The sequence below is a fragment of the Acutalibacter sp. genome, assembly GCF_056800975.1.
Window position 1 is genome coordinate 12990 of record NZ_JBQISV010000010.1, and the last position, 26326, is coordinate 39315.

Annotated in this window: 24 protein-coding genes; 20 read left to right on the plus strand and 4 right to left on the minus strand. The window is 60.7% G+C overall.

The window, feature by feature from the left end:
* Positions 1 to 72: 72 nt before the first annotated feature.
* Complete coding sequence (locus ACTO5E_RS02235) at positions 73 to 1851, minus strand: Na/Pi cotransporter family protein (protein ID WP_482301202.1); 1779 nt, start codon at positions 1849 to 1851, stop codon at positions 73 to 75.
* 558 nt (positions 1852 to 2409) lie between these two features.
* Between ACTO5E_RS02235 and ispF the strand changes: the two genes are divergently transcribed.
* The 13 genes from ispF (at position 2410) to ACTO5E_RS02300 (ending at position 15793) form a co-directional block, all read left to right on the plus strand.
* Positions 2410 to 3606 (plus strand): 2-C-methyl-D-erythritol 2,4-cyclodiphosphate synthase, encoded by a 1197-nt coding sequence (gene ispF / locus ACTO5E_RS02240; protein WP_482301204.1) that lies wholly within the window; start codon positions 2410 to 2412, stop codon positions 3604 to 3606.
* A 3-nt stretch (positions 3607 to 3609) separates the two neighbouring features.
* A complete protein-coding gene (locus tag ACTO5E_RS02245) occupies positions 3610 to 4068 on the plus strand; it encodes a GNAT family N-acetyltransferase (RefSeq protein ID WP_482301205.1) in 459 nt (152 codons plus the stop codon).
* Positions 4069 to 4081: 13 nt separating this feature from the next.
* On the plus strand, positions 4082 to 5401 hold the full coding sequence (locus ACTO5E_RS02250; protein ID WP_482301207.1) for an alpha-L-fucosidase: 1320 nt from the start codon (positions 4082 to 4084) through the stop codon (positions 5399 to 5401).
* Positions 5398 to 7671: a transglutaminase family protein gene (locus ACTO5E_RS02255; RefSeq protein ID WP_482301209.1), complete on the plus strand. Its 2274-nt coding sequence runs from the start codon at positions 5398 to 5400 to the stop codon at positions 7669 to 7671. Before ACTO5E_RS02250 ends, ACTO5E_RS02255 begins: the two co-directional genes overlap by 4 nt.
* Before the next feature lie 257 nt (positions 7672 to 7928).
* A complete protein-coding gene (locus tag ACTO5E_RS02260; RefSeq protein ID WP_482301211.1) occupies positions 7929 to 8450 on the plus strand; it encodes a nitroreductase family protein in 522 nt (173 codons plus the stop codon).
* 201 nt (positions 8451 to 8651) lie between these two features.
* The gene (locus ACTO5E_RS02265; protein WP_482301213.1) at positions 8652 to 10019 is read left to right on the plus strand and encodes an extracellular solute-binding protein; all 1368 of its coding nucleotides are present in this window, start codon (positions 8652 to 8654) and stop codon (positions 10017 to 10019) included.
* Positions 10016 to 10786: an FAD-dependent thymidylate synthase gene (thyX, locus tag ACTO5E_RS02270; RefSeq protein WP_482301214.1), complete on the plus strand. Its 771-nt coding sequence runs from the start codon at positions 10016 to 10018 to the stop codon at positions 10784 to 10786. The genes ACTO5E_RS02265 and thyX overlap by 4 nt, the downstream gene beginning before the upstream one ends.
* Entirely contained in the window at positions 10783 to 11439 is a 657-nt protein-coding gene (locus ACTO5E_RS02275) for a dTMP kinase (RefSeq protein ID WP_482301216.1), read from the plus strand. The genes thyX and ACTO5E_RS02275 overlap by 4 nt, the downstream gene beginning before the upstream one ends.
* A 518-nt stretch (positions 11440 to 11957) precedes the next feature.
* Positions 11958 to 12299 (plus strand): hypothetical protein, encoded by a 342-nt coding sequence (locus tag ACTO5E_RS02280; RefSeq protein ID WP_482301218.1) that lies wholly within the window; start codon positions 11958 to 11960, stop codon positions 12297 to 12299.
* A 4-nt stretch (positions 12300 to 12303) separates the two neighbouring features.
* Positions 12304 to 12858, plus strand: a complete 555-nt coding sequence (locus ACTO5E_RS02285; RefSeq protein ID WP_482301219.1) for a DJ-1 family glyoxalase III — start codon at positions 12304 to 12306, stop codon at positions 12856 to 12858.
* A complete protein-coding gene (locus ACTO5E_RS02290) occupies positions 12855 to 13214 on the plus strand; it encodes a YccF domain-containing protein (RefSeq protein WP_482301221.1) in 360 nt (119 codons plus the stop codon). Before ACTO5E_RS02285 ends, ACTO5E_RS02290 begins: the two co-directional genes overlap by 4 nt.
* 51 nt (positions 13215 to 13265) lie before the next feature.
* The gene (mltG, locus tag ACTO5E_RS02295; protein WP_482301223.1) at positions 13266 to 14579 is read left to right on the plus strand and encodes an endolytic transglycosylase MltG; all 1314 of its coding nucleotides are present in this window, start codon (positions 13266 to 13268) and stop codon (positions 14577 to 14579) included.
* Positions 14576 to 15793: a peptidase U32 family protein gene (locus ACTO5E_RS02300; RefSeq protein WP_482301225.1), complete on the plus strand. Its 1218-nt coding sequence runs from the start codon at positions 14576 to 14578 to the stop codon at positions 15791 to 15793. Before mltG ends, ACTO5E_RS02300 begins: the two co-directional genes overlap by 4 nt.
* 206 nt (positions 15794 to 15999) lie before the next feature.
* Here the strand turns inward: ACTO5E_RS02300 and ACTO5E_RS02305 are convergent, their stop codons facing one another.
* From ACTO5E_RS02305 to ACTO5E_RS02315, 3 genes are all read right to left on the minus strand, one after another.
* On the minus strand, positions 16000 to 16992 hold the full coding sequence (locus ACTO5E_RS02305; RefSeq protein WP_482301226.1) for a trypsin-like serine peptidase: 993 nt from the start codon (positions 16990 to 16992) through the stop codon (positions 16000 to 16002).
* A gap of 16 nt (positions 16993 to 17008) precedes the next feature.
* Positions 17009 to 17539 carry a hypothetical protein gene (locus ACTO5E_RS02310; protein WP_482301228.1) on the minus strand — a complete coding sequence of 177 codons (531 nt, stop codon included), beginning with the start codon at positions 17537 to 17539 and terminating at the stop codon, positions 17009 to 17011.
* Positions 17540 to 17663: 124 nt separating this feature from the next.
* Positions 17664 to 18188: a hypothetical protein gene (locus tag ACTO5E_RS02315; RefSeq protein WP_482301230.1), complete on the minus strand. Its 525-nt coding sequence runs from the start codon at positions 18186 to 18188 to the stop codon at positions 17664 to 17666.
* A 359-nt stretch (positions 18189 to 18547) separates the two neighbouring features.
* Between ACTO5E_RS02315 and ACTO5E_RS02320 the strand changes: the two genes are divergently transcribed.
* From ACTO5E_RS02320 to ACTO5E_RS02350, 7 genes are all read left to right on the plus strand, one after another.
* The gene (locus ACTO5E_RS02320; protein ID WP_482301232.1) at positions 18548 to 19846 is read left to right on the plus strand and encodes a M18 family aminopeptidase; all 1299 of its coding nucleotides are present in this window, start codon (positions 18548 to 18550) and stop codon (positions 19844 to 19846) included.
* Between the two features lie 13 nt (positions 19847 to 19859).
* On the plus strand, positions 19860 to 20783 hold the full coding sequence (locus tag ACTO5E_RS02325; protein WP_482301233.1) for an alpha/beta fold hydrolase: 924 nt from the start codon (positions 19860 to 19862) through the stop codon (positions 20781 to 20783).
* Between the two features lie 38 nt (positions 20784 to 20821).
* Positions 20822 to 21220 carry a GNAT family N-acetyltransferase gene (locus ACTO5E_RS02330; RefSeq protein WP_482301235.1) on the plus strand — a complete coding sequence of 133 codons (399 nt, stop codon included), beginning with the start codon at positions 20822 to 20824 and terminating at the stop codon, positions 21218 to 21220.
* Between the two features lie 27 nt (positions 21221 to 21247).
* Positions 21248 to 23239: a GNAT family N-acetyltransferase gene (locus tag ACTO5E_RS02335; RefSeq protein ID WP_482301237.1), complete on the plus strand. Its 1992-nt coding sequence runs from the start codon at positions 21248 to 21250 to the stop codon at positions 23237 to 23239.
* 401 nt (positions 23240 to 23640) lie between these two features.
* Positions 23641 to 24291, plus strand: a complete 651-nt coding sequence (locus ACTO5E_RS02340; RefSeq protein ID WP_482301239.1) for a lysoplasmalogenase family protein — start codon at positions 23641 to 23643, stop codon at positions 24289 to 24291.
* Positions 24292 to 24310: 19 nt separating this feature from the next.
* Positions 24311 to 25765 carry a UDP-N-acetylmuramoyl-L-alanyl-D-glutamate--2,6-diaminopimelate ligase gene (locus ACTO5E_RS02345; RefSeq protein ID WP_482301241.1) on the plus strand — a complete coding sequence of 485 codons (1455 nt, stop codon included), beginning with the start codon at positions 24311 to 24313 and terminating at the stop codon, positions 25763 to 25765.
* 143 nt (positions 25766 to 25908) lie between these two features.
* Positions 25909 to 26326, plus strand: a 418-nt coding sequence (locus ACTO5E_RS02350) for a hypothetical protein (protein ID WP_482301243.1), incomplete at its 3' end; no start/stop codon positions are given.

Sequence of the window (26326 nt, forward strand, 5' to 3'; positions counted from 1 at the left end):
TCACAATCTCCTATATATGGATTATCGGCCGGAAGAGCCATAAAAATAAGCCTGCGGGGGGATTTTTCCGGCTCAGTGGGCAGCGTCCGCCCCAGACAGCCGGGACTCCGGCAGACAATACTGCCGGGAATACTCGTCGTAGGCCTGGGTAAAGGCCGGGCTCCCCGAGCTCTTCAGCTCGTTGAGGTAGCCGTGGGCGTCCATGGCAGAGGACTCCTGAATCTGAATGACTGCCACCGCAATGTTAGAGCAGTGGTCAGACACCCGCTCATAGTTGGTGAGCAGGTCTGTCAGCACAAAGCCCAGCTCAATGGTGCAGCGGCCCTCCTGCAGCCGGCGGATATGGCGGTTTTTCAGCTCGGTCTTCAAACCGTCCACCACCTGCTCCAAGGGCTCCACCCGAGCGGCCAGAACCGTGTCCTCCTGCTGAAAGGCCTCCACAGTCAGGCCCAGAATGTCCACAATGGCCTGGGTAATAATGCCCAGCTCCTCCTCCGCCTTCTCAGAGAAGTGAAGCTGCTTGTCATGAATCTCCTGGGCCACCCGAAGAATATTCACCGCGTGGTCCCCAATGCGCTCAAAGTCCCCAATGGCGTGCAGCAGCTCCGAGACCTGTCCGCTGTCAGCAGGGGACAGGTCCTTGCTGCTGAGCTTGACCAAAAAGCTGCCCAGGGTGTCCTCATACAGGTCAATGGTCTCCTCCCGCTCGGTAATGGCGGCAGCGGCTTTGGGGTCATAGCGCCGGCAGATGGCAATGGCGTTCACAATGGACTCCTGAGCCGCCTGGGCCATTTTCACCGCCAGGGCCCGGGCCTCGGCAATGGCAAAGGCCGGGGAGAGCATCAGACGCTCGTCCAGCAGAGCCTCCTCCGTGTTGGCGTCCCGAATGGTGATTTTCGCCAGCTTTTCCAGCTGCTTGGAGAAGGGCAAAAGCACAAAGGTGTTGATAATGTTGAACAGAGTATGTACCACCGCAATGCCCAGCGCGCTGATAGGCGCGTCTACCACGTCAAAATGGAAGATGGCGTTGAGCCCATAGAAAGCGGTCATACAAATGGCCGCGCCCACTACCTTAAAGTAAATGCTGACAGCCACCACCCGCTTGGCGTTTTTGTTGGCCCCGATGGCGGAGATCAGCCCGGTAATGCAGGTGCCGATATTGGCCCCGGCAATAATGGGGAAAGCCATGCCCAACGAAATACTGCCCGTCAGAGCCAGAGACTGCAAAATGCCCACCGCCGCCGCAGAGCTCTGAATAACAGCGGTAAAGGCCGTAGCCAGCAGCAGCCCGGCCAGGGGGTTGCTGAACATCACCAACAGGTCGTGGAACAGAGGGGTCTCAGCCAGGGGGGCCACCGACTGGCTCATGAAGGTCATGCCAGTCATGAGGATGGCAAAGCCCACCATAACGCTGCCCGCGTCCTTTTTCTTGCCGTCCTTGCCGGTCATAATCATAATAGTGCCCACCAGAGCCACCAGGGGAGAGAAGGACTCGGGTTTGAGCATCTGCAGCCAGAAGCTGTCGCTCTCAATGCCCGTGGCGCTGAGAATCCAGGCGGTAAGGGTGGTGCCCATGCTGGAGCCCATAATCACGCTGACAGTCTGGCTCAGCTCCATAATGCCAGAGTTCACCAGGCCCACCAGCATCACCGTCATGGCCGAGGAGGACTGGATGGCGATGGTGATCACAGCCCCCAGGGCCAGCCCCTTCCACCGGTTGGAGGTCATGGAGCGCAGCACGGTTTCCAGCTTGCCGCCCACCATTTTTTCCAGTCCTGCCGAGAGTACATGCATGCCGTACAGAAAGAAGGCCAGTCCCCCGGCCAGGGTAAACAGGGAGAAGATGTCCATTTTGCTCCTCGCTCCTCAAAAATCAGACTTTGCGGTGCACACCGCTTTTATTGTATTCAGTATTATGATAGCATACCGGCGGGCGGCAAATCAATGGGTTTTGCAAAAATAGGGAAATATTCTGGAAAAAGCGAAAAAGATGGTAGAAAAATTTGCAGGGATGTGCTAAGATGTGGGAAAGTATCCGGCGCGGCTTTTGCCCTGTGGGACAGCGGGTCTATGGGATCTATGTGGGGGTCTCCTTTAGCGGGCGATTGACCCGTATAGAAATACCTCACACAGCGTTTGGCGTGGGCTCTGCCGTCGGGAGCCTTTGGCTCCCGAGGCCAGCGGCAGCGTCCCACCCCGCCCACCCCCAACGCTTAGAGACTAAGGGCATTGTCGAATGTCCGCTAAAGCGGCCATTCGATAAGAAACCCTCGCCGGGAGTTCTCTATCTTCTTGCGTTTTGTCTAGGATTTTAAGGTCCAGCTCAAGCTCCTTCGGCTTCATCAAAGACTCTGCACACCCTTTTAATATAGTATACTTCTTTATTTCATTACAAAGGAGGCAACCCCCATGAATGAGGATTTCGGCGCGGTGCTGGCCGCCGGCGGCAGCTCCTCCCGCATGAACGGCGGGGACAAGGGCCCCTCCAAGCTCCTCCGGGACCTGGGCGGCCGCCCCGTGCTCTGCTGGTCTCTGGAAACCCTGCTTCAATCCCCTCGGATCAGAGAGCTCTGCCTGGTCTGCCGGGAGGAGGAGCTGAACGCCATCGCCCCCCTTGCCGCAGACATGGCCGCCCGGCTGGGCAGCGGCAAGCGGGTGGTCTTTGCCTGCGCCGGGCCCGACCGGCAGAGCTCCGTATACAACGGCGTAGCCGCCCTTTCCGAGGAGTGGGGCTATGTGGTGATCCACGACGCCGCCCGCCCTCTGCTGCGCCCCGAAATCCTGGAGGCCGTGTGCCGGGACGCTCTGACATACGGCGCGGCCACAGCGGCAGTGCCCAGCAAGGACACCTGCAAGCTCTCAGACAGCGGCGGCTTTGTGGCGTCCACCCCCGACCGGGCCCGGCTGATGGCTGTGCAGACCCCCCAGGCCTTCCGCCGGGAGCTGTACCTCTATGGCGCGGAGAAGGCCCGCCAGCGGGGCGAGAGCTACACCGACGACTGCCAGCTGGCCGAGGCCGCTGGGGCCCGGGTGCGGCTCACGCCCGGCGACTACCGGAATTTTAAGCTCACCACCCCCGAGGACCTGGTTCTGGCCCGGGCTATGGTGGGAGAAAGGAGCTCCTGCGTGACGCGCATTGGCAATGGTTATGACGTGCACCGGCTGACAGAGGGCCGCGCTCTGATTTTAGGCGGGGTGAACATCCCCTTTGAGCGGGGCCTGCTGGGCCATTCCGACGCGGACGTGCTCACCCACGCGGTGATGGACGCCCTGCTGGGGGCTGCGGCCCTGGGTGACATCGGCCGCCTGTTCCCGGACAACGACCCTCAGTATCAGGGGGCCGACAGCCTGAAGCTGCTCACCGCGGTCTGCCGGGCCGTAGGGGAGGCCGGGTATCAGATCGGCAATATCGACGCAACCGTCATGGCCCAGCGGCCCAGGCTGGCCCCCCATGTTCCCCAAATGCGGGAGAATATCGCCCGGGCCTGCGGCATAGACCCGGGCCGGGTGAGCATCAAGGCTACCACAGAGGAGGGCCTGGGCTTTACCGGCAGAGAGGAGGGCATGGCCGCCCAGGCGGTGTGCCTGCTGAACAAGGAGGGATAAGCCATGCTTCGTTTAGAGCCCGTCACAAGCAAAAACTGGCGGGACGCCGTGTTTCTCACCACAGACCCGGAGCATGAGAACCCTCTGGACCAGCAGTGGGTGACCAGCACAGCCTTCTCCATGCTTCAGGCGGCTTATGAGGAGAACTGGGACTGCCGGGTCATCTACGACGGCGAAACCGCTGTAGGCTTTGTGTTCTATGGCCTCTGGAAGGAGAACCGCCCCCTGCTGTGCCGGTATACCATTGACATTGACCAACAGGGAAGGGGGTACGGTCAAAGGGCCCTGCCCCTGGTCGTAGACCAGATATGCGCCCAGTACCACAGCCGGCGGGTCTATGTCACCCTGGAAAGGGCCAATGAGCGGGCCGTGCATTTGTATGAGAAATTCGGCTTTCGGGACACAGGCGAGACAGACGAGAATGAAAGCGTATTTATATACGATTTAGATGGCAAAAATTGAAAGGAGCATTACAATGTATCAGTTCAACCGTCAAGAGTACGAAAAGCGCATGGAGTGGTTCCAGGAGGCCCGCTTCGGCATGTTCATCCACTGGGGCCTTTACGCCATCCCCGCCCGGGGCGAGTGGGTGCGCAGCACCGAGCAGATGCCCGAGGAGGCCTACCTCCCCTTCTTTGACGAATTTGACCCCGTGGACTACGACCCCAAGCAGTGGGCCAGGGCCGCAAAAGCGGCGGGCATGAGGTACGCGGTGCTCACCGCCAAGCATCACGACGGCTTCTGCCTGTTCGACAGCCAGCTCACAGACTTCAAGTCCACCAACACCAAATGCGGCCGGGACCTGGTGCGGGAGTATCTGGACGCCTTCCGGGCCGAGGGGCTGAAGGTGGGCCTCTACTACTCCCTGCTGGACTGGCATCACCCGGACTACCCCCATTTTGAGGACGCCCACCACCCCATGCGCAATCATCCCGAGTGCGGCAATGAGGGCCGGGATTTTGGCCGGTATCTGGACTACATGCACGGCCAGGTCCGGGAGCTGTGCACCAACTACGGCCGGCTGGACGTGCTGTGGTTCGACTTCTCCTACGGCGAGGGAGAAAAGGCCCTGCGGGGCGAGGCCTGGCGGGCCCATGAGCTGGTGACCATGGTGCGGGAGCTCCAGCCCGGCATCATTATCGACAACCGCCTGGAGGTCAGCGGCGAGGGCTTTGGCTCCATGTACGAGGGAGACCCCAAGCCCTGGCACGGAGACTTTGTCAGCCCCGAGCAGATCATCCCTCCCAACGGCCTGCAAGACAAAAACGGCGGCGAGCTTGTGTGGGAGGCCTGCGCCACCATGAACAACAACTGGGGCTACGCCGCTCTGGACCGGTTCTTCAAGCCCGCGCCCATGCTCATCAAAAAGCTGGTGGAGTGCGTCAGCAAGGGGGGCAACCTGCTGCTGAACGTGGGCCCCGACGCCCGGGGCAATATCCCGCCCCAGTCCCTGGCCATTCTGGAGGAGATCGGCAGGTGGATGGACCAGAACAGCGAGAGCATTTACGGCTGCGGCAAGGCCGGCATGGCAAAGCCGGACATGGGCCGCATCACCCGCAAGGGCAACACCCTGTACTACCACCTGTTTGAAAACACTATCGGCTGTATGCCCCTCCCCGGCCTCAGGCAAGAGCAGGTCAAGGCCATCCGCTGGCTGAGCACTGGGGCCGAGGTGCACATTGCCAAGGGCTGGGTGTACGACAACTACCCCGACGTGGTCTTTGCCGACCTGGGTCCCGACCCGGTGCTGCCCGACCCGGTAGACACGGTGCTGAAGGTGGAGCTGGCGGAATGAGTATTCTTACTGAAAAGTCCCGGGCCTATGGCGAGAGCTGCTGGCAGGCCCGGCAGGACCTGTGGAAAAACCGGCCGGCCTACCCCCAGGCAAGAGAGGCCCTCAGCGGAGAGGAGCAAGAGCTGTTCACCTTCTTGGCAGGGACCCTGCCTGTCACCGATTTGGGGGACTACGAGCCAGAGCTTCTGACCAGCCACATCCAGGAGGCCCTGACTGCCCGGGAGGCCTTCCCTTGGTGCGCGGCCCTGTCCCAGGAGCAGTTTCTGCTGTGGGTGCTGTGCCCCCGGGTGAACAACGAGGCTCTGTCCCACTGCCGGGGGCTGTTCCGCCGGGAGCTGGCCCCCCGGCTGGCAGGTCTGACCCTGAAGGAGGCCATTCTGGCAGTGAACCGCTGGTGCGGGGCCCAGGTGGTCTACCGCTCTGCCGATAACACCACCTCCTCCGCCCTGGACATTTACCGCCGGGGCTGGGGCCGCTGCGGAGAGGAGTCGGTGTTCGCGGTGAACGCCCTGCGCAGCGTGGGCATTGCCGCCCGGCAGGTCTACGCCCCCTGGTGGTCCCACTGCGACGACAACCACGCCTGGGTAGAGACCTGGGACGGCGAGAGCTGGCGGTTTTTAGGGGCCTGCGAGCCCGAGCCCCGACTGGACCGGGGCTGGTTCACCTGCGCGGCGGGGCGGGCCATGCTGTGCCATGTAAAGGCCTTTGTGGGCCCGGGCCAGGGCTGGCGGAGCCTGTTCCCCGGCGCAAGCCCCCTGGACCTGGACCGGCGGCAGGGCGTGGCCTACCAGAGCGTCACCGCCCGCTATGGCCCGGTGCGGCCCTTCGCCATTCATGTGACCGGCCAGGACGGCGGGCCTGCGGCAGGGGCGGCGGTCAGCCTGTATATATTGAACGACGGGGCCCTGCGGCCCATTGCCCGGCGGCTGACAGACGAAAGCGGCGGGGCCCGGCTGAACCTGGGGCTGGGCTCCCTGTGGGTGGCCGCGGAGAAAAACGGCCAGCGGGCCGAGGCCCTGGTCCACACCGGCGAGGTAGAGGCAGCCTCCCTGACCCTGGGCGCGGACCAGGTAAAGCCGGGAGCCTTCGACTTTTTCGCCCCGGCGGACAGCGGCGTCACCCCGCCCCCCCTGTCCCCGGAGGAGCAGGCCCGCCGCCGGCAGGAGCTGGCAGCGGCCAAGTCCGCAAGAGAGAGCAGGCCGGCCTATACCCCCGCCCCCGTTGGCAGCTGTCCGGGCCTCACAGAGAAGGACCGGGCAGGGGAGATTGACCCCCAGGTGCTGGCAGAATGTCCCTCTCAGAACGGGGAAGGGGAGCTCTGGCCCTGGCTGGCCTCCCCCCGTATCGGCTGGGAGCCCCTTGCCCCCTGGCGGCAGCTGCTGCGCACCATGCCCGCAGAGCCGGACCGGCTTTGGGACTGGATGAAGACGCATCTGCCGGACGCGGAGAGCTTCCCCGACCTGCCCCAGACCCCTGGGGGAGCCTGGCGGCTGGGCCGGGGGGACGAGCCGGGCCGGGCGGCGTTGTTCTGCGCCCTGTGCCGGGCCAACGGCGTTCCCGCCCGGCTGGGCGCCGGCGGCCTGCCGGAGTTCTGGCAGACAGGTGCCTTCCGCCGGGGAGACGGGCTGGGGCTGGGAACCGTCACCATCCCCTGCCCCGTGGAGGAGACAGCCCGGTGGAGCCTCACCCGTCTGGGAGAGAGCTGGTCCACTGTGGCGGTCTGCCAGCCCAACACCCCCCTGACACTGCCCGAGGGCGTCTATCGGCTGACCACCGCCGTGCGCCTGCCGGACGGAAATCAGCTGGGCTGGTTCCAGGACTTTACCCTGAGCCCCGGAGAGAGCCTGACCGTGGAGCCGGTATTCCGGGCCCCCCGGGAGGACCAGCTGCTGCGAAGCCTGCCCCTGCCGGAGCTGGGCTTTTCCTGCCCGGGGCTGAGCCTGCTGTGCTGGGTTCAGCCAGGAGAGGAGCCCACCGAGCACCTGCTCAACGAGCTGGCCCCGGTGGGGCGGCGGCTGACTGAGCTGGGGTGTCAGGTGTATATGATCTGTGAGGAGCCGGAAAAGCTGCGGGCTCTGCCAGAGGTACAGCGGCGGCCCTGGAACGAGGACGCCGCAGAGGCGGCGGCCCGAAGAATGTACCTGGAGCCCGGGCGGCTGCCCCTGGTGGTGCTGGCCCAGGAGGGCCGCAGGGCCCGGTTTGCCTGCGCAGGCTACCAGGTGGGGCTGGGCGAGCTGGTCACGCGCCTGGCGGCGCTGCTGGCAAAGTAGAGGGCGCGGTTGAAAAAGCACACCGCCTTGCCCCGCCCCCAAACCAGCCCCATAAAAAGAGAACCCAAATAACTTGACTAGGGCTGGTTTGAAAATAGAGGAAATGACGAATTTTTACCCAGAAGGGGTTCATTTCAAGGAAAAAACCGCAAGGCAATCTTCCGATTGGCGGGGATTTTTGACGCAGAAAGGGGCCCCTTCTGGGTAAAAAGACGGCGTTTCCGATTTTTCAAACAAGCCCTATTGGAGGGAGCAATATGGAAAACCCTGTTATGCAAGCCCTGCTCACCAGAAGAAGCGTCCGCAAATACCAGCCCCGCCCCCTGGACCCGGCCCTGCTGGATGCCGTGCTTCAGGCAGGCACCTACGCCCCCACCGGCCGGGGTATGCAGTCCCCGGTCATCGTGGCGGTAGAGAGCCCTGAGGACCGCCAGGCCGTGCAGGAGCTCAACTGCCAGGCCCGGGGCGGCAGCGGCGACCCCTATTACGGCGCGCCCGCCATTCTGCTGGTGTTCACCGACGGCTCCACCCATACCGGCGTAGAGGACGCCTCCTGCGTGCTGGCTGCCATGATGGTCGCCGCCCACGCCCTGGGCGCGGCCAGCTGCTGGATTCACGGAGAGCACGAGATGTTCCAGCTGCCCCAGGGCAAGGCGCTGCTGAAAAAGTGGGGCCTGCCCGAGGACCTTCGGGGCGTGGGCTCCCTGGCCATCGGCTACGGGGACGGCCCCGCGCCGGAGCCCAAACCCCGGAAGGAGGGGTATGTGAAGCGGGTGTAAGAGCCGCTTCCGCCCCTCTGAAATGTAAATATTTTGCGAACTTACAGGCCGCGCGGAAGGATATTGCCTCCGGCGGCTTGTATTTTTTCTCAAAAAAAGATATAATAGGCAATAGACATCCCTGCTGGGAGAAGCAGACAGGACATGCCGCAAAAAAAGAAAAACCGGCCTGGGGCCGGAGACCATAGGGGAGGCTGCAATTTGGGACTGTGGAAGGAACGAGGAAAAGCCCTGCGCCGGGGCGCAATGGGCCTGGCGCTGGCCGGGCTGCTGGCGTTGAGCGGCTGCGGCGGAGAAAAGGCCGTGGTCTATGAGACAGAGCTGCTGCCGGCAAACGACGGCGCGCCCGCAACGCTCAGCCTGTATGCGGGAGAGCTGTACAGCAGGCCGGGCTGTCAGGAGGCCCTGACAGATATCATCCAGCGCTACCAGGCCGACTACCCCAACACCCAGGTAGAGCTGCTGGGCCCTGAGACCGGCCCGGCCAAAGCCGGGAGCGCGGATATCATCCCTGTGGCAGGGGGCCAGAGCATGGAGGGGCTGCTGGACTTCTCTCCCTATCTGGACGCCTGGGAGAACGAGGGCGCCCTCACGGCTGCCGGCCGGATGGCCATGCACTGCCGGGGGGGCCAGGGGGCCTATGCCGTGCCCCTGGACATGACCCAGCTTCTGCTCTTTTACCGGGTAGACTGGGCCGAGGAGTATAACCAGGGCATTGCCTGGCGGGACCAGATTCGGGTGGAGACCTGGGAGGAGGTGCTGTCCATCCCCGGCAAGCTGGGGGAGAGGGGCAGGCTGCTGATTGCGGAGGGCTGTCACACCGGGCTGCTGGAAGCCTCCCTGTGGAGCACCGTGGGGGTGAAGGGGCTGGCGGACCTGTCCCTGGGGTTTTATGTGAATTCGGAGAAGGAGGAGCCCGGCACCCTGTTCGCGGAGGAGAAGGGCAAAAAGGGGCTGGAATTGTTCCAGGCTCTGTTGGAGATGGAGGGAAAGACAGAGGCCTCTGGGCCCTCGCCCCAGGTGCAGGCCTTTATTGACGGAGAGAGCGGCCTGCTCATTGCCGAAAATACCGTGGTCAGCCGCCTGACCGAGGAGATGCCCGCCGGCGTCTGGGCGGCGGCAGGCCTGCCCACCGGAGAGAGCGGCACCACGGTGGCCCCCTGCCAGTGGACAGGGCTGGGGGTCCGGGAGGACACGGCGGAGCCGGAAAAAGCCGTGCACTTTCTGGCCTACCTGACCAATGTGGATAACAACACCCATATGGCAAAGGCCTGCGGCTTTCTGCCCATCTACCGGGAGTCCCCCAGCATGGAGCCCGCCCTGGGAGAGAGCCTGCGGGCCGCGGAGGCCGGGCTGCTGGGCGTGGGCGGCTACTACTACGCCGGAACCTACGACCTGCTGGCGGACGGGGACACCCAGCCTCTGATGGAGGAGGCCTGCGCCCGGCTCCAAAACGGGGACCCGGGAGAAGAACTGCTGTCCCAGCTGGACAAGGAGTACATGAAACGTCTGAACGGATACCTGGAGCAGGGGAACCCCCTGCCCTGGGGAGAGGAGGAAGAAGAATGAATGTCAAGCTGCTGGCCTATACCCCAGACCCGGAGCGCACCGTGGCCTGCGCGGCCAAGCTCTGCTACGCGGCGGCGGATATCGACACAGTCTACCAGGGGCTCACGGAGGAGAAGACCGCGGGTTTTCTGGACATGCTGGGCGAGATCGGCCATGAGAGCCCCATCGAGCACGCCAGCTTCACCTTTGGAATCGAGGGGGTGTCCCGCTCCCTGCTGGCCCAGCTCACCCGGCACCGCATCGCCTCCTACAGCGTGCAGAGCCAGCGTTATGTGAAGGAGAACCGGTTTGACTTTGTGGTCCCTCCGGAGATTGAGGCCATCCCCGAAGCCAAAGAGGAGTTTGCAGCCGCCATGGAGGAGGACGCCCGGCGCTACCTGCGGCTGACAGAGCTTTTACAGGCCAAGCACGAGCAGGAATTTCTGGCCCAGGGCCTGGGAGAAAAGGAGGCGGCAAAAAAGGCCGAGAAAAAGGCCATTGAGGACGCCCGCTTTGTGCTGCCCAACGCCTGTGCCACCAAGCTCATCTGCACCATGAACGCCCGGGAGCTGCGGAGCTTCTTCACCCACCGCTGCTGCAACCGGGCCCAGTGGGAGATCCGGGCCCTGGCCACAGAGATGCTCCGGCTGGTAAAGGAGGCCGCGCCCCACCTGTTCTCCATGGCGGGCCCGCCCTGCCTGCGGGGGGCCTGTCCCGAGGGGAAAATGAGCTGCGGCCAGATGGCTCAGGTGCGGGAGCGTTTTGCCCGGCTGGGAGAAAAGCCATGAGCCTCATTGTGCTGGAAGGCCTGGACGGCAGCGGCAAGACCACCCAGCTGCCCCTGCTGGAGGCCCTTCTGGCCCAGAAGGGGCCGGTAAAAACCATCTCCTTTCCCGACTACCGCTCCCCCTCCTCCGCGCTGGTGAAAATGTACCTTGCCGGGGCGTTCGGCAGCGCGCCAGGGGACGTGAATCCCTACGCCGCCGGGGCCTTCTACGCGGTAGACCGGTACGCCAGCTACCAGACGTCCTGGCGGCGGGAGTATGAGGCAGGCGTCACCATTCTGGCGGCGCGGTATGTGACCTCAAACCAGATTTACCAGATGGAGAAGCTGCCCCCCTGCCAGTGGGAGGAGTACATTGCCTGGACCGAGGCCTTTGAGTATGACCGGCTGGGCCTGCCCCGGCCCGACCAGGTCATTTACCTGGACATGCCGGTGGAGGCCTCTCAAAGGCTGCTGACCCGGCGGTATGGGGGGCAGGAGGAGAAGAAGGACCTGCACGAGCGGGACCAGGGCTTTTTAGAGCGCTGCGCCCAGTGCGCCGGGTTTGCGGCCCAGCGGCTGGGGTGGACGGTGGTCCCTTGCGCCCAGGGGGGAGAGCCCCTAAGCGTAGAAGAGGTGCGCCAAAAGGTAGCAAAAGCCCTCATCGCGGGCAAGTAGCCAACCATAACCGCCAACCCAAGAGCGCGAATCAAAAGTTTCGTCGTCTCCGCTGTCGCGTCGGTCGGCTCGGGACGGTCGCTGTACATTGCCTGAGGCAAGTACCCGGCGACCCTCGCCCTTTACAAAGGTGGCAGAGGTTTGGGGACAGAGTCCCCAAGGTCTTGACCTTAAAACGGCGGCGCAGTAAACAAAGGAGCGAGGCAGAAGTCTACCTAGCCAAAGTGGTCGGAACGGGGTAAAGCTGCGCCGCCGTCGACTTGCCGCAGGCAAGTCGGAGCGAGGTCGACCGCAGGGAGACCAGCGGCCCTCCCGCAGCCGTCTCAAACAGGACGAAAAGCCCAACGACCGCAGGAAGACCAGCGGACTGCTCGCAGCCGCCCCCATGCAAAAGAACCCCCTCCCTGATCCCATCCAAAAGAAACCCCAAGAAAAGCCCCCCTCCCCAGACACTCTTCCCAAACAAAGCAACGCCCAGTCACCCCACCCCACAACCAGAACACAAAAGGAGGTACCCCATGAACAAGCTAAAGCAAGCGGCAAGAAAAATCAACTGGAAAATCGTCAACCTGGCCTTCTGGGCCGAGCTGCTCATTGCCTACCTCATGCCCCTGGCAAGGGAAAACGCCGCCGGTCAGGCTGGGTTCCCCCTCCCGTTTCTGACCGTGTATGAAAACCATCTGGGCCCCAATCTTTTTAGCTCTGTACATGTCAGCGCCGGCGCGCTGCTGGCAGATGTGATCGCCCTCTATTTCCTGCTTCTGGGCTGTCAGGCTCTGTACAAATGGCTCAGGCATTCCCTGAAAAAACTGAGTTCACAAAAACAAAATGATCCTATGTCAACACAAAAGGAGAGCTGATTTTATGGTATATGTATTGCTGGCCGAGGGCTTTGAGCTGGTCGAGGCCATGGCTCCGGTGGACATCCTCCGCCGGGCAAAGGTAGAGGTGAAAACCGTGGGCGTAACCGGCCCCCGGGTAAAAGCGTCTAATGGGGTAGAGGTCACCGCCGACCTGGAAATTGCCGGGGCAGTGACAGAGGGACTGGACTGCGTCGTCCTCCCCGGCGGCCTGCCCGGCGCCCTGAACCTGGAGCAGTCGCCGGAGGTGCAGGCCCTGGTGGACTTCTGCGCCCAGAACGGCCGGCTGCTGGGAGCCATCTGCGCCGCGCCCTCCATTCTGGCCCATAAGGGCCTGCTGAAGGGCCGGGAGGCCACCGCCTTCCCCAGCTTCCAGAAGGACGTGGAGCAGGGCGGCGGCAGGCTCAGCAAAAGCTATGTGGTTCAGGACGGCCCCTTTATCACCGCCCGGGGCATGGGCGTGTCCACCCAGTTCGGGCTGAAGCTGGCCGGAGCCCTTACTACCCCGGAGACCGCGGCGGAAATCCAGGTAAGCATCCAGTCTGAGGCAAAGACATGAGCTGCCTGGGAAACGTCCTCTGGTTTGTGTTCGGCGGGGTGTGGCAGGGGCTGGGCTGGACCCTGGCCGGGCTGCTATGGTGCATAACGGTTGTGGGCATTCCCATTGGAATGCAGTGCTTCAAGCTGGCGGGGCTGGCCTTCTTCCCCTTTGGCAAAGAAGTGCGCTATGGCGGGGGCGCGCCCTCGCTGATCGCCAACCTGTTCTGGCTGCTGCTCAGCGGCCTTCCCCTGGCGTTGGCAGCAGTGGTCAACGGGGCCCTGCTGTGCGTCACCATTGTGGGCGTCCCCTTTGGGCTGCAATGCTTTAAGCTGGCCAAGCTGGCGCTGATGCCCTTTGGGGCCCAGGTGGACTGATACTTACCGGCCCCGCCGGAAATCTACAAAGAGACAGAAAGGAAAAAACCCATGAACAACAGACCCCAGCAGAACAAGCCTCAGCAGGGCCGCCCCCCCCAGGGGACGGGAACCAGCGGCTTTCGGGTGAATATTGACGAGAGAGACCTGATGACCGGCAGCATGGAGCTGCCCCGGGAACGCCGGGGCCAGCCCGCCCAATACGGCGAGCCCCTCTCAGGCCGCAAGTCCGCCCTGACCAACAAGGAGCTGAAGGCGGAGAAAAAGGCCCACAAAAAGCGCAACCGGGTCAAGGCCAGAAAAAACAAGCGGGTGTTTTCCATCATGTGGCTGTGCATGGTGCTTCTGCTCTCCTTCACCCTTTCCAGCTACCTGATCGGCGGCTCCAACGACTTTTTCGGCGCAAACCGCAAGCCGGGCAAGGTGGATATCACTTTGCCCGAGGGGGAGATGACCGAGCTGGAGCTGGCTGACATCCTGCACGAGGCGGGGGCTATCAGCAAGCCGGAGTTCTTTGCCCTGTACTGCAAGATCAAGGAGGACATGGACGAGTTTCCCCGGGGGCTCCACTCCCAGATCGATACGGATATGGACTACGAGGCCCTGATCAATGTCCTGCAATGGGGCGACGACGACACCGAGGTGGTGCAGGTGGTGTTCCCCGAGGGCAGCACGGCTCTGCAGATTGCCAACCTGTTGGAGGAGAACGAGGTGTGCACCGCCCAGGAGTTTTTGGACGAGCTGAACAACGGCGATTATACCAACTATGAGGAGGTCAGCGCCCTGGACGGCACAGGCCGGTACTATAAGCTGGAGGGCTACCTGTTCCCCGACACCTACGACTTCTATAAGGGCGAGGAGCTGGACTCGGTGGTGGGCAAATTCCTCCACAACTTCCAGCGGAAGATGGATGACAAGCTCCGGGAGAAGGTGGCGAGCTCCGGCATGACCATGGACCAGGTGGTCATTCTGGCCAGCATCATCCAGGCCGAGGCAGCCAGCACCTCCGACATGTTCAATGTCTCGGCCGTGCTGCACAACCGCATGGAGTTCGGCGCAGAACACGGCATCATGAATCTGGAATGCGACTCCACCTCCTTCTACCCCTATAAAAACGGCAAGGAAATGGAGGAGCTGGGCAACACCCTCAGTCATGGCGCCTATGACACCTACACCTTCAGCGGCCTGCCCGCAGGGGCCATCTGCAACCCTGGGGTCGACGCCCTCAACGCGGCGTTAAAGCCCAACACCGGCGGCGACGCGGCAGGCTATCTCTACTTCTGCCACTCAGACGACGGGGTGGCCTATTATGCCAGCACAGCAGAGGAGCATGAGTACAACAAGCAGCTGGCAGGGCTGACATGATGAACAAGCCGGAATTACTAGCTCCCGCCGGAGACATGGAGCGTTTGCAGGCTGCGGTGCGCTACGGCGCAGACGCTGTCTACCTGGCGGGCAAGGACTATGGAATGCGGGCCGCCCCAGGGAACTTTACCCATGAGGAGCTGGCCCAGGCAGTGGAGCTCTGCCACAGCCAGGGGGTGCGGGTCTATGTCACCTGCAACACCCTGCCCCGCAACCACGAGCTGGAAGCCCTGCCGGGCTTTATGGCCCACTGCCAGCGCTGTGGGGCAGACGGGCTCATTATCTCCGACCTGGGGGTGCTGGCCCTGGCCCGAAAGCACGCCCCCCAGGTGGAGCTGCATGTGTCCACCCAAACCGGCATTGTCAACTACGCCGCCGCTCAAGCCTGCTATGACCTGGGGGCCCGCCGGGTGGTGCTGGCCCGGGAGCTGTCCCTGGCCGAAATCGGGGAGATTGCCCGCAGCGTCCCCCCTGACCTGGAGCTGGAAGCCTTTGCCCATGGCAGCATGTGCGTGTCCTTTTCCGGGCGATGCCTGCTCTCCAACTACCTGGCAGGCCGGGACGCCAACCGGGGCCAGTGCGCCCAGCCCTGCCGGTGGGAGTACAGCCTGACGGAAAAACAGCGGCCCAACCAGCATTTTCCCATTATTGAAAACGAGGGCGGCGCCTACATTCTCAATTCCAACGACCTGCGGATGATTCAGCACATCCCGGCCATGGTCCGGGCAGGAGTGCGCAGCCTGAAAATCGAGGGCCGGGCCAAGTCCGCCTATTATGTGGCCTGTGTAACAGCGGCCTACCGGCGGGCCATTGACTTTTTCGCCCAGCACCCACACCAGCCCCTGCCGCCGGAAATTCTGGAGGAGACGGAAAAGCTCAGCCACCGAACCTACTCCGCCGGCTTCTACCTGGGGGGCGAGCCGGGCCAGACCCCGGACCGGAGCCAGTACACCCGAAAATATGAGGTGGTGGCAGTGGCGGAGGGCCGGGAGGGGGCCTATATCCGCCTGCGGGAGCGCAACCGCTTTTTTGCCGGCAGCACAGCCGACGTGCTTCAGCCTGGGCAGCCCCCCTTCACCGCCCGGTTAGAGGAGCTGTACAATCAGGACTGGGAGCCCATCACCTCAGCCCCCCACGCGGAGATGCTGGTGTATTGGAAGACCAGCCTGCCCGTGGAGCCAGGAGCCTATCTCCGGGTGAAGAAGGAGCCATAAAGATAAAGCAAAGCCGGTAGGGGTTGATCCTCAAAATATTGCACACATTCGGGAGCTGAGAGCCCCAGCCCGCTCTCCAACTGCCCAACAGCCGCCCCGGCCTACCGCCGCAAGCCCCACAAAACCTGCCAACACAAAACCGGATGAAAACAGGCCCCACTGTTTTCATCCGGTTTCTATTTATATAACTAGGCGACGTGTTTGTGCTAATAAGAAAAGTCGGTATCAAACTTGGCCTTCAGCCATGAATTTATTAGGATAAAGCAGGCAGTGTTTTCGATTTGACTGATGCCGATTGCATATACAGATGAGCCATTGTAAAGTGGCGAACCGCTTTGTCCTTTATAAAGCTTTATATTTGAGGAACCGACTACAGGCAATATGCGCGGGTCAGCAAGGTCTTGATGAACTTTACCTGTACCTGTATACATAACATACTTTGTAAAGTTGATTCCAGGCGTCTGCTTATCACCAGGATATCCTTGTGTTGTCAATGGGAGATTTTTTATAGATGAGCACGAATTGGTCTCCACAGGAGTTAGTTTACTGACATTAACTGTAACAGGAGTTTCTAACTCAATAACCCCCCAGTCGTCCCACATTCCAAAATTAAAATAATCATCTCCTTGGTCATTATTTTTGAAGTCACCACCTATAGTCAGTTTTTTTCCTAGTCTGAATTGTTTCCATTGCCCATTCGTTGCGCCAACATATACGGCTACATGTTGAGCGAATCCATTTCGACCATTATTGCTATAAACAGAGTTATAGATTACATGCCCGGCTGTTACAACATATTTATTGTTTAACAGCCAACCTGTACCAGTATAGACACTAGCATCATCACTGGTAAACCGCGCTCCCAGGAGGCATGTACTCAATTTGTAACCACTTAGGCTGCTAAAGTTTGGCAAAGCAACAAGTGTATCGGTTGCTCTGGGGGTATCCTGTTGGAAAAACATAGGAGGAGGTGAAATGTGTGTTTCTTGTGTGGTTGAAGTCAAACTACAGTCAGAATCATTTGGTATGTAGGTTTCCGTGTTGGTCTCAGGATCGTAGGTATACATTCCGTTTTGCCCAGCGGTAGTTGAAATCAATACCTCATTTTCTTCTGAGGGCGTCTGTGCTACTCCAGGGAACGTTAGGCCCATTACAGCAATAACAATGGCCAACAGAATAGAAATTGTTCTTTTTGTCACTTAATACCAGCTCCTTTTAAGTATTGTCAAAATCAAAATCAATGAACGCTTGGTTATGGTTCCAGACGACACGATACTTCCCAGGCCGCGCAAAGATGTCAGCAGGGACCTGGATGGTCTCCGTACTGGTGGTGCCTGCCGGTTGTATCTGTGAATACATTTTTTCTACGCAATATGGGCTGTACCGAACATACCAGAAGTTGTCCTCAGGACAAAACCAGAGAAGATCGTAACAATCGGGCATATGCTCTGCGTCTCTTTTCGCCGTCGCTTGAAATGTCAGCTCATAAAACTCCTGAGAGGTGCCGCTGGGCTCCATTCCCAAAAGCTCGATTTGATAATCATCCTTGTTCTCCATTAAGGAAGCGTACAGGTCGTTGATCCTAAGATATCCCACTGACGCTCTTTCATTTGCCGCGGTCTGAAAGGGAGGATAAGAGGCGTCCTCCTTTGCCGCATGGTACACGAAGAACAAATAGCAGCAAAGGCATAGGAGGACCACGTTAAAAAACGCGGATAAGCGAAGCAGAACCGTTCTCTTTTTCATGATACACGCCACCTTTCGGCCAGGAGTGTCAAGCTATGGTAGAGTGCGCGCAAACCCATGTTTTGTTACTTCAAATCGTATCACACAGAAGATAAAATACAAATATTTTTTGCGTATAAACAAATTAGTCAAAATCAAAATCAATGAACGCTTGGTTATGGTTCCAGACGACACGATACTTCCCAGGCCGTGCAAAGATATCGGCAGGAACCTGAATGGTCTCCGTATTGGTGGTGCCTGCCGGTTGTATCCGTGAATACATTTTTTCTACGCAATATGGGCTGTACCGAACATACCAGAAGTTGTCCTCAGGACAAAACCAGAGAAGATCGTAACAATCGGGCATATGCTCTGCGTCTCTTTTTGCCGTCGCTTGAAATGTCAGCTCATAAAACTCCTGGGAGGGCCCGCTGGGCTCCATTCCCAAAAGCTCGATTTGATAATCATCCTTGTTCTCCATTAAGGAAGCGGACAGGTCGCTGATCCTAAGATATCCCACTGACGCTCTTTCATTTGCCGCGGTCTGAAAGGGAGGATAAGAGGCGTCCTCCTTTGCCGCATGGTACACGAAGAACAAATAACAGCCAAGGCACAAGAGGACCACGTTAATAAACGCAGAGAAGCAAAGCAAAACCGTTCTCTTTTTCATGATACACGCCACCTTTCGGCCAGGAGTGTCAAGCTATGGCAGAGTGCGCGCAAAACCATATTTTGCTACTTCAAATTGTATCGCACAAAAATCAAATTGTCAATATTTTTTGTGCGCAAAAACAAAAATGCTGCTTCAAAAGCAATCCGTGGCTTCTTGGCTTTATGGGCCATATCCCGCTGAGATTACAGGAGGGGGTAAGAAGGACTTTTAGCCCTCCCTCCCACATTTTTCTTGCTATTGGGGACAAAGTGTGCTATGATAGAAATTAGTAAATTTCGATAATTTCTATTGGCTAAAACCGCGCATTTAACCGATGAATCCACAAAATCAAAGAAAAAACAGAGGGAGGAAGGAATATGACAGACCAACTGACCAACCGCTTCTTCGACTTTATTGAGAGCAGCCCCACTGCCCTTCACACCGTAAACGCCGCCCGGGCCCTGCTGCTGCACGCCGGCTTTATCGAGCTCAGCGAGCGGGAGCCCTGGGAGCTGGAAGCGGGCAAGGGCTATTTCACCACCCGGAGCATGGGCAGCATTCTGGCCTTCCGCTGTCCCAAAAAGGACTTCCGCACCTTCTCCATTGCCGCGCCCCATGGGGACTCCCCCTGCTTTCAGGTAAAGGGCGCGCCGGAGATGAAGGCCGGAGACGGCAAATACACCAAGCTCAACACCGAGGTCTATGGGGGCATGGCCCTGAACCTGTGGCTGGACCGCCCCCTCTCTGTGGCCGGGCGGCTGGCCATCCGCACCGAAGAGGGCCTGCGTATGCAGCTGGTAGACTTGCACCGGGACCTGCTGGTGATTCCCAGCCTTGCCATCCACATGAACCGGGAGGCCAACAACGGCAGCAAGGTAGACCCCCAGCGGGACACCCTGCCCCTGCTGGGCGGCAGCGAGGCCGACCTGCTGGCTCTGGCGGCGGAGCGGGTGGGGGTGAAAAAGGAGGATATCCTCTCTCACGACCTGTACCTGTACAACCGGGCCCGGGGCACGGTGCTGGGAGCGCAGGAGGAGTTCATCGCCGCCCCCAAGCTGGATGACCTGGAGTGCGCCTTTGCGGCAGTCACCGCCTTTTTGCAAAGCGAAAACCCCGAAAACTGCACCATCTGCGTGGTGTTCGACAATGAGGAGACCGGCAGCGCCACCCGCCACGGGGCAGGGTCCACCCTGCTGGCAGACGCCATTGCCCGCATCTGCCAGTGGGCAGGCAAAGACGAGCAGCAGCGGCAGGCCGCCATCCTCAACGGTATGCTCCTCTCCGCAGACAACGCCCACGCGGTGCATCCCAATTACCCTGACAAGGCTGACCCCACCAGCCGGTGCTATCTCAACGGGGGCGTGGTCATCAAGCACAGCGCCCGCTATGCCACCGACAGCGCCACAGCGGCCATGTTCAAGCGGGTGTGCGAAAGGGCCGGCGTACCCACCCAGGACTACTACAACAATTCCTCCGCGCCCGGGGGCGGCACCCTGGGGCTGATCTCCGGCTCCCATGTGCCCATGCCCACCGTAGACATCGGCCTTGCCCAGCTTGCCATGCACTCCCCCTACGAGACCGGAGGCCGGGAGGATTTGCAGCACATGATCAACGCCATGACCGCCTTCTACAACAGCCTGTTCACTTGGCAGGGGAACAGCTGCCGCTTGGGCTAGAGGAGGGCGCGGGATGTTTGTGGATGTTTTTTTTCATAAAATATATTATGAACTGTATGGAGCAGAACACAGGAACACGCTCTTGTATCTCCACGGCGGCCCGGGGGCCGGCTGCCTTGACTTCGTGAATCAGGCCAAAGCCCTGGGCGAAAAAATGAGGGTCATTCTCTTTGACCAGTTCGGGGTTCTCCGCTCAGACCCAATCGGCGAGGATGAAGATTACAGTATGGAGTATCAGGTGGAGATGCTGGAGGAAATGCGGAGAACCTTTGGCATAGACCAGTGGAGCATCCTGGGACATTCCTATGGAGGCGCCCTTGCGGTCCTGTACGCGCACCGGTACCCGGACTCCATCCAAAAGGTGATCCTGGAATGCCCCTCCCTGTGGTTTGAGGATTCCGCAAAATCCGTGGCGGAATATGTAAGCGGGCATATCGCAAGCCTGGGTAATCCGGACGCCAGCAAGCTCTGCGAAAAGCTGAAGGCCCCAGACTACCCCGGCGGGCGGGAGACCCCCCATGATTTGATGGCCCTGCTGGACTATGTAGAGGACCCAAAGCTCGGAAACTACCTGCACGGCATTTCCTTTGAGGAATACTGGCAAAGCATGGACGCCAGCGGCATTCATGACGAGATGTGGGCCAAAGGGGAGAGGCACTTGAAAAAGCTGCTGGAGACCGGCCCGGCGCAAGAGGACGCTCCCGGGAAAAGAGTGACCATGCTGGACAATTTTTTGCCCCTGGCCCAGGAGATCGCTCTTCCCATTCTGTTGCTCAATGGAAAATACGACCCCGCGTGTACAAAGGATCAGACGGATTATCTGTTGAGCAGAGGGCGGAATGTAACGCGGGTGGTTTTTGAGAACAGCGGGCATTTCCCCAGAATAGAGGAGCCGGAAAAATATACCCGCGCGGTTCTCAGCTTCCTGGAAGCATAAGCCGGCAGAGACCCCCGCCATCGGAAAAGGAGAAATCTATGCTGGAATACCAGACGAACCCCAGCGCCTCCCCAGAGAGCATCGCCGCCCTGCGGCGGTCGGTGGGCTGGGGCGGCATGGAGGCGGAGCTGAGAAACCCCGCCCTGAGGGACTACCTTCAAATCGCCTGCTATGACGGGGACGAACTGGTAGGCTTTTTGGATGTGGTGAGCAACGGCGTAACGGACGCTTATATCCAAGACGTAATGGTCCGCCCGGACTACCAGGGCCGAGGCATTGGCACAGAACTGATGAACCGAGCCATGGAGCGGCTGAAAAACGACCGCATCTATATGATATCCGTCATCTACGGCGAGGAAAGCCTGCGGCCCTTTTACGAGCGGTTTGGGTTCTGCACCATGCTCTGCGGCCAGATGGAAACCCGCCCCGAAAGCTGAGAAAAACTGGAAAGGAAGAACACCACTATGAGCAATACGCAAGTCATCCACTTAAAGAACCAGCCCAACTGGCAGAACTCCGCCATGTTCTACCAAATCTACCCCATCGGCTTCTGCGGGGCCCCCTATGAGAACGACGGCAGGCCCCAGCCCCGCATCCGCAAGGTCATCGACTGGGTGGACCATCTCCAGGCCCTCTCCACCGGCGGGGTATACTTCTCCCCGGTGTTCGAGTCCGACACCCACGGCTATGACACCCGGGACTTTAGGAAAATCGACGCCCGCCTGGGCTCCAACCAGGACTTTGCCGATGTGTGCAACGCTCTCCATGAGGCCGGCATCCGGGTGGTGCTGGACGGGGTGTTCAACCATGTGGGCCGGGGCTTCTGGGCCTTCCAGGACGTGCTGAAAAACCGGGAGGCCTCCCCTTATAAGGACTGGTTCTACATCAACTTCGGGGGCAACTCCAACTATAACGACGGCCTGTGGTACGAGGGCTGGGAGGGCCATTTTGAGCTGGTGAAGCTCAACCTGCAAAACCCCGCTGTGGTGGACCACCTTCTGGAGTGCGTAGGCGGCTGGATGGACGAGTTCGCCATTGACGGCCTGCGCCTGGACGTGGCCTATCTGCTGGACGAAAACTTTATGCGCCGGCTGCACCAGTACACCAAGGGCCGCGACCCGGGCTTCTTCCTCCTGGGCGAGATGATTCACGGGGACTACCGGCGCATTATGAACCCGGAGATGCTGGACAGCGTCACCAACTACGAGTGCTACAAGGGCCTCTATTCCTCCTTTAACGACAAAAACATGTTTGAAATCGCCCACTCCCTCAACCGGCAGTTCGGCAGCGAGAACTGGTGCCTCTACCGGGGCGAGCATCTGCTGTGCTTTGCCGACAACCACGACGTGAGCCGCATCCACACCATTCTGAAGGAGAAGGAGCAGCTTCCCGGCCTTTACGCCATGCTCTACTGTATGCCCGGCATCCCCTGCCTCTACTACGGCAGCGAGTGGGGGGCCGACGGGGACAAGAAAAACGGCGACCCCAGCCTGCGCCCCTGCTTTGACGGCCCGGTGCAGAACGAGCTGACCCGGTTCATCGGGCGGCTCAGCCAGATTAAGCTGAACTCCAAGGCCCTCAGCGAGGGCGGCTATAAAAACGAAACCCTGCTCAACAAGCAGATTGTCATGCGCCGGGAGTGCCAGGAGGAGACTGTGCTGGCCGCCATCAACGCCGATGGGGCCGGGTTTGACATCAACTGCAACTACTACGGCCCTGCTGTGGACCTGTTCACCGGGGAGGCGGTCCATGTGAACGGCAGCATCTCCCTGCCCCCCTATGGGGTGAAAATCTACCGCCTGGGCCCGCCCCGGGAGGGAGAAAAGACAGCGCAGCCTCCCCAGGCAGCGGCAGTCCCCGCCCCCGAAAAGGCCCCCGCGGCCGTTCCAACGCCTGCGCCCGTTCCGACACCTGTGGTCGTTCCGACACAGCCAGAGCCCGCCCCGGCCGGCAAGCCGGAGGAAAAGAAGCCCCTTCCCGTGACCTACGGGGTCATCAACCAGGGCAACCGGGAGCAGGCCAACGCCTTCCTGCGGGAGCGTCTGGGCAGCGTCGAGCGGGTCATCCGGGGCGTGAAAACAGACCTGACCCAGGCCGGAGGCTTTGGCTGCTGGTCGGGCAGTCAAATGGTCGGCCTTACAACCTATACCCTGGCGGCTGGCGTGTGCGAGATCACCTCCCTGCACACCACTGCGCCGGGCCAGGGCATTGGTACAGAGCTCATCCGCCGGGTAAAAGCCGCCGCCAAAGAGCAGCGCTGCCGCACCCTGGTCATAACGGCTGCCAACGACAGCCTGAACGCCATCGGCTTCTGTCAAAAGCGGGGCTTTGACATGGCCAGATTCTACCGCGGCTCCCTGGAATACGCCCGCAGAGCAAACCCCCAGCTGCCCGAAACAGGAGAGCAGGGCATCCCCCTGCGCCACGAAATCGAGCTTGAGATGTACCTGGACTGATATAGGAAACACACTTGAAAACCGGCATGTACTGATTTTCAAGCCTGGCAGCGCGGGTAAGCCCGCGCTGCCAGGTTCAAAAGAGGCTTTACCTCTTTTGAGCTGTGTTAACAATGCCGAAGGAAGCCCGGCCTTTCCGGTCGGGCTTTGCAGTTTCTTCTCGTGAGTGTCCCTTTCGCTGATTTTATGCAGGACTGGATATCATCCGCCTGCACCGTGGAAGAAGCGGCGCCCTGGGAGAGACGGGCGGACACGTAGCTCCGCCTCTACAAGGCAGCCCAGACGTGAATCAAATAAAACGCGCGGCAGGACACTCCCTTTTTTCTCCTGCCCCTTGCATTCGCCGGAAAAGGGGCTTATAATGACAGAAGCATGAATACCCATAGAGAGGAGGCCGCCCCATGAACCTGGCCCTGTACTCGGCCCTTGCCCTGCCCCTTTGGGGGGCCATGTTCGCCCTGTATTTTATCCTGCGCCGGGCCGGGCTGAAAAAGGAGAGCCTTGTCGCCAAGTGCGCCGGCAGCTTTCTGGCCGTGGGCTCCGCCGGGCTGGCCCTGTGGCTGGGGGGCCGGAATCCCCTTTTTCACCCGGTATTCTGGTTCTTTGCGCTCTGCACAGCGGCGGACGCCCTGCTGGAGCTCCGCTTTGTGCCGGGTATGCTGCTCTTCGGCGGAGCCCACCTGTGTCTGGTGGCGTGGCTGTGGGGCCTTGCCCCGGCAGGGGGGCTGAGCCTGGCCCTGTGGCTGCTGGCCTATGCTGCCGCGGCCTGGCTCTTCCGCAGGGAGCTGCCCACCCTGGGCAGGCTCACGGTCCCCTTCTGCCTGTACCCGGCGCTGCTGGGGGCCTCTCTGGCCCTGGGGCTGGCGCTGCCCTTCACGGCGGGCCCCTCCTATTGGCCCCTGGCCCTGGGTGCGCTGTGCTTTTTCGTCTCTGACATGATGGTGGCAAAAAGCGAGCTCTCCCATTTGGCGGACTTCTGGCAAAAGCCAGTGATGCTCCTCTACTGGCTGGCCCTGTATCTGATCGCCGTCCCCCTGTGGACGGCAGCCTGATAGAAAGGATGGTTCCTGTATGCTGCTTTCCAAGCTGTTGACTTCCCTGGACCTCTCCTGCCGCGAGGAGGCGGAGATCACCGATATTGTGTACGACTCCCGGCAGGCAAAGCCCGGGTGCCTGTTTGTGTGCATCAAGGGCGCCGCCTTAGACGGCCACCGCTTTGCCGCCCAGGCCGCCGCCGCCGGGGCAGTGGCCATTGTGGCCCAAGAGCCTGTAGAGGCGCCCGGCGCCCAGGTGGTCCTGGTCCCCGACGCCAAAAAGGCCCTCAGCCTGCTCAGCGCCGCCTTCTTCGGCCACCCGGCCCGGCATGACCTGAAGGTCATCGGCATTACCGGCACCAAGGGCAAAACCACCACCGCCTACATGATCCGCTCTATTCTCGAGGCCGCGGGGTACAAAACCGGAATCATCGGCACCGTGGGCGCGGCAGTGGGCGAGGAGGCGGTCCCCCTGCCCAACACCACCCCCATCAGCTACGAGGTACAAAAGCACCTGCGCCGCATGGCGGACATGGGCTGCCGGTATGTGGTCATGGAGGTGAGCTCCGTGGGCCTGAAGGACAGCCGGGTGTACGGCCTGCCCTTTGCGGCAGGGGTGTTCACCAACTTTTCCGAGGACCATATCGGCGGGGTAGAGCACAAGGACATGGAGGAGTACCTGGCCTGCAAGGCCATGCTGTTCTCCATGTGTCCTGTGGGCGTGGTCAACGCCGACGACCCCAGCGTAGAAAAGCTTCTGGCCCACAGCACCTGCCGGGTCTACCGCTACGGCATGGGAGCCGCCGGAGACCTGCGGGGAGAGAACTGCCGCCACCTGAACCTGCCCGGCCTGCTGGGGGTAGCGTTCACCGTGGCCGGGGACCTGAGCTTCACCGCCCAGGTGGGCGTTCCGGGCCGGTTCAACGCCTATAACGCCCTGGCCGCCATTGCCTGCTGCCACCAGCTGGGCATTCCGGTGGAGGCCATGAAGCAGGGCCTTTTCTCCGTCCGGGTCAAGGGGCGGGTAGAGCCTGTCCCTGTGCCCGGAAACTACACCCTGCTGCTGGACTACGCCCACAACGCCGTGAGCATGGAGAGCCTGCTCACCACCCTGCGGGAGTATAAGCCCCGGCGGCTCATCTGCCTGTTCGGGGCAGGGGGCAACCGGCCCAAGGTCCGCCGCTACGAGATGGGCGAGGCCAGCGGCCGGCTTGCCGACCTGTCGGTAATCACTGCCGACAACTCCCGGTTTGAGAATGTGCTGGACATTATCGAGGACATCAAGGTGGGCATGAAAAAGACAGAGGGCCAATATATCGAGATCCCCGACCGCCGGGAGGCCATCCGCTGGTGTCTGGAGCACGCCCAGGAGGGAGACGTCATTGTCCTGGCAGGCAAGGGCCATGAGGACTACCAGGAGATTGAGGGGGTCAAATACCCCTTTGACGAGCGGGTGGTCATCCGGGAGCTTTTGGATTCGGCCAACCCATAGACAGCGGCCAGAAAGGAGAGCAAAATGAACGCCCCCCCATCATCACCTACCAGCTCCGTCTGGACGGTTTCCGCTTTCTGGGAAACGCCGCTGTCGTAGACCAGAGCTCTGACTTTGAGGCCATCTGGAAGAATTTCTTCCAAATGGGCGGCTATAAGCCCATTCTGCCCTACGCGGCGGACGACAAGCCCATCAATGTGTGGTTTTACGACCAGCAGGGCCGAGAGGTATATTTCCAGGGCCTCTTTGTCAAGGACGTGGACCAGCCGCCCAAGGGCTATACCCTGATGCGCTTCCCCGGCGGCGACTACCTGGCCGTTACCACAGAGTGGATGGAGACCAACGAGGAGGCCGTGGGCCCGGCCGGCAACGAGTATGCCAGCACAGCGGCTCCCCCCGCGGGCTGGGCTAGAGTCTGTTTTAAAACTCCGAAATGCCGTCTATTTTGCCCCAAAACGGTGCTTTCTGCGTCAAAAATCCTCGAAAGGCGGCAAGCCTTTCTTGCGGTTTTTTCCTTGAAAGCCCTCGTTTTGGGACAAAAATCCGACATTTCTCCGGTTT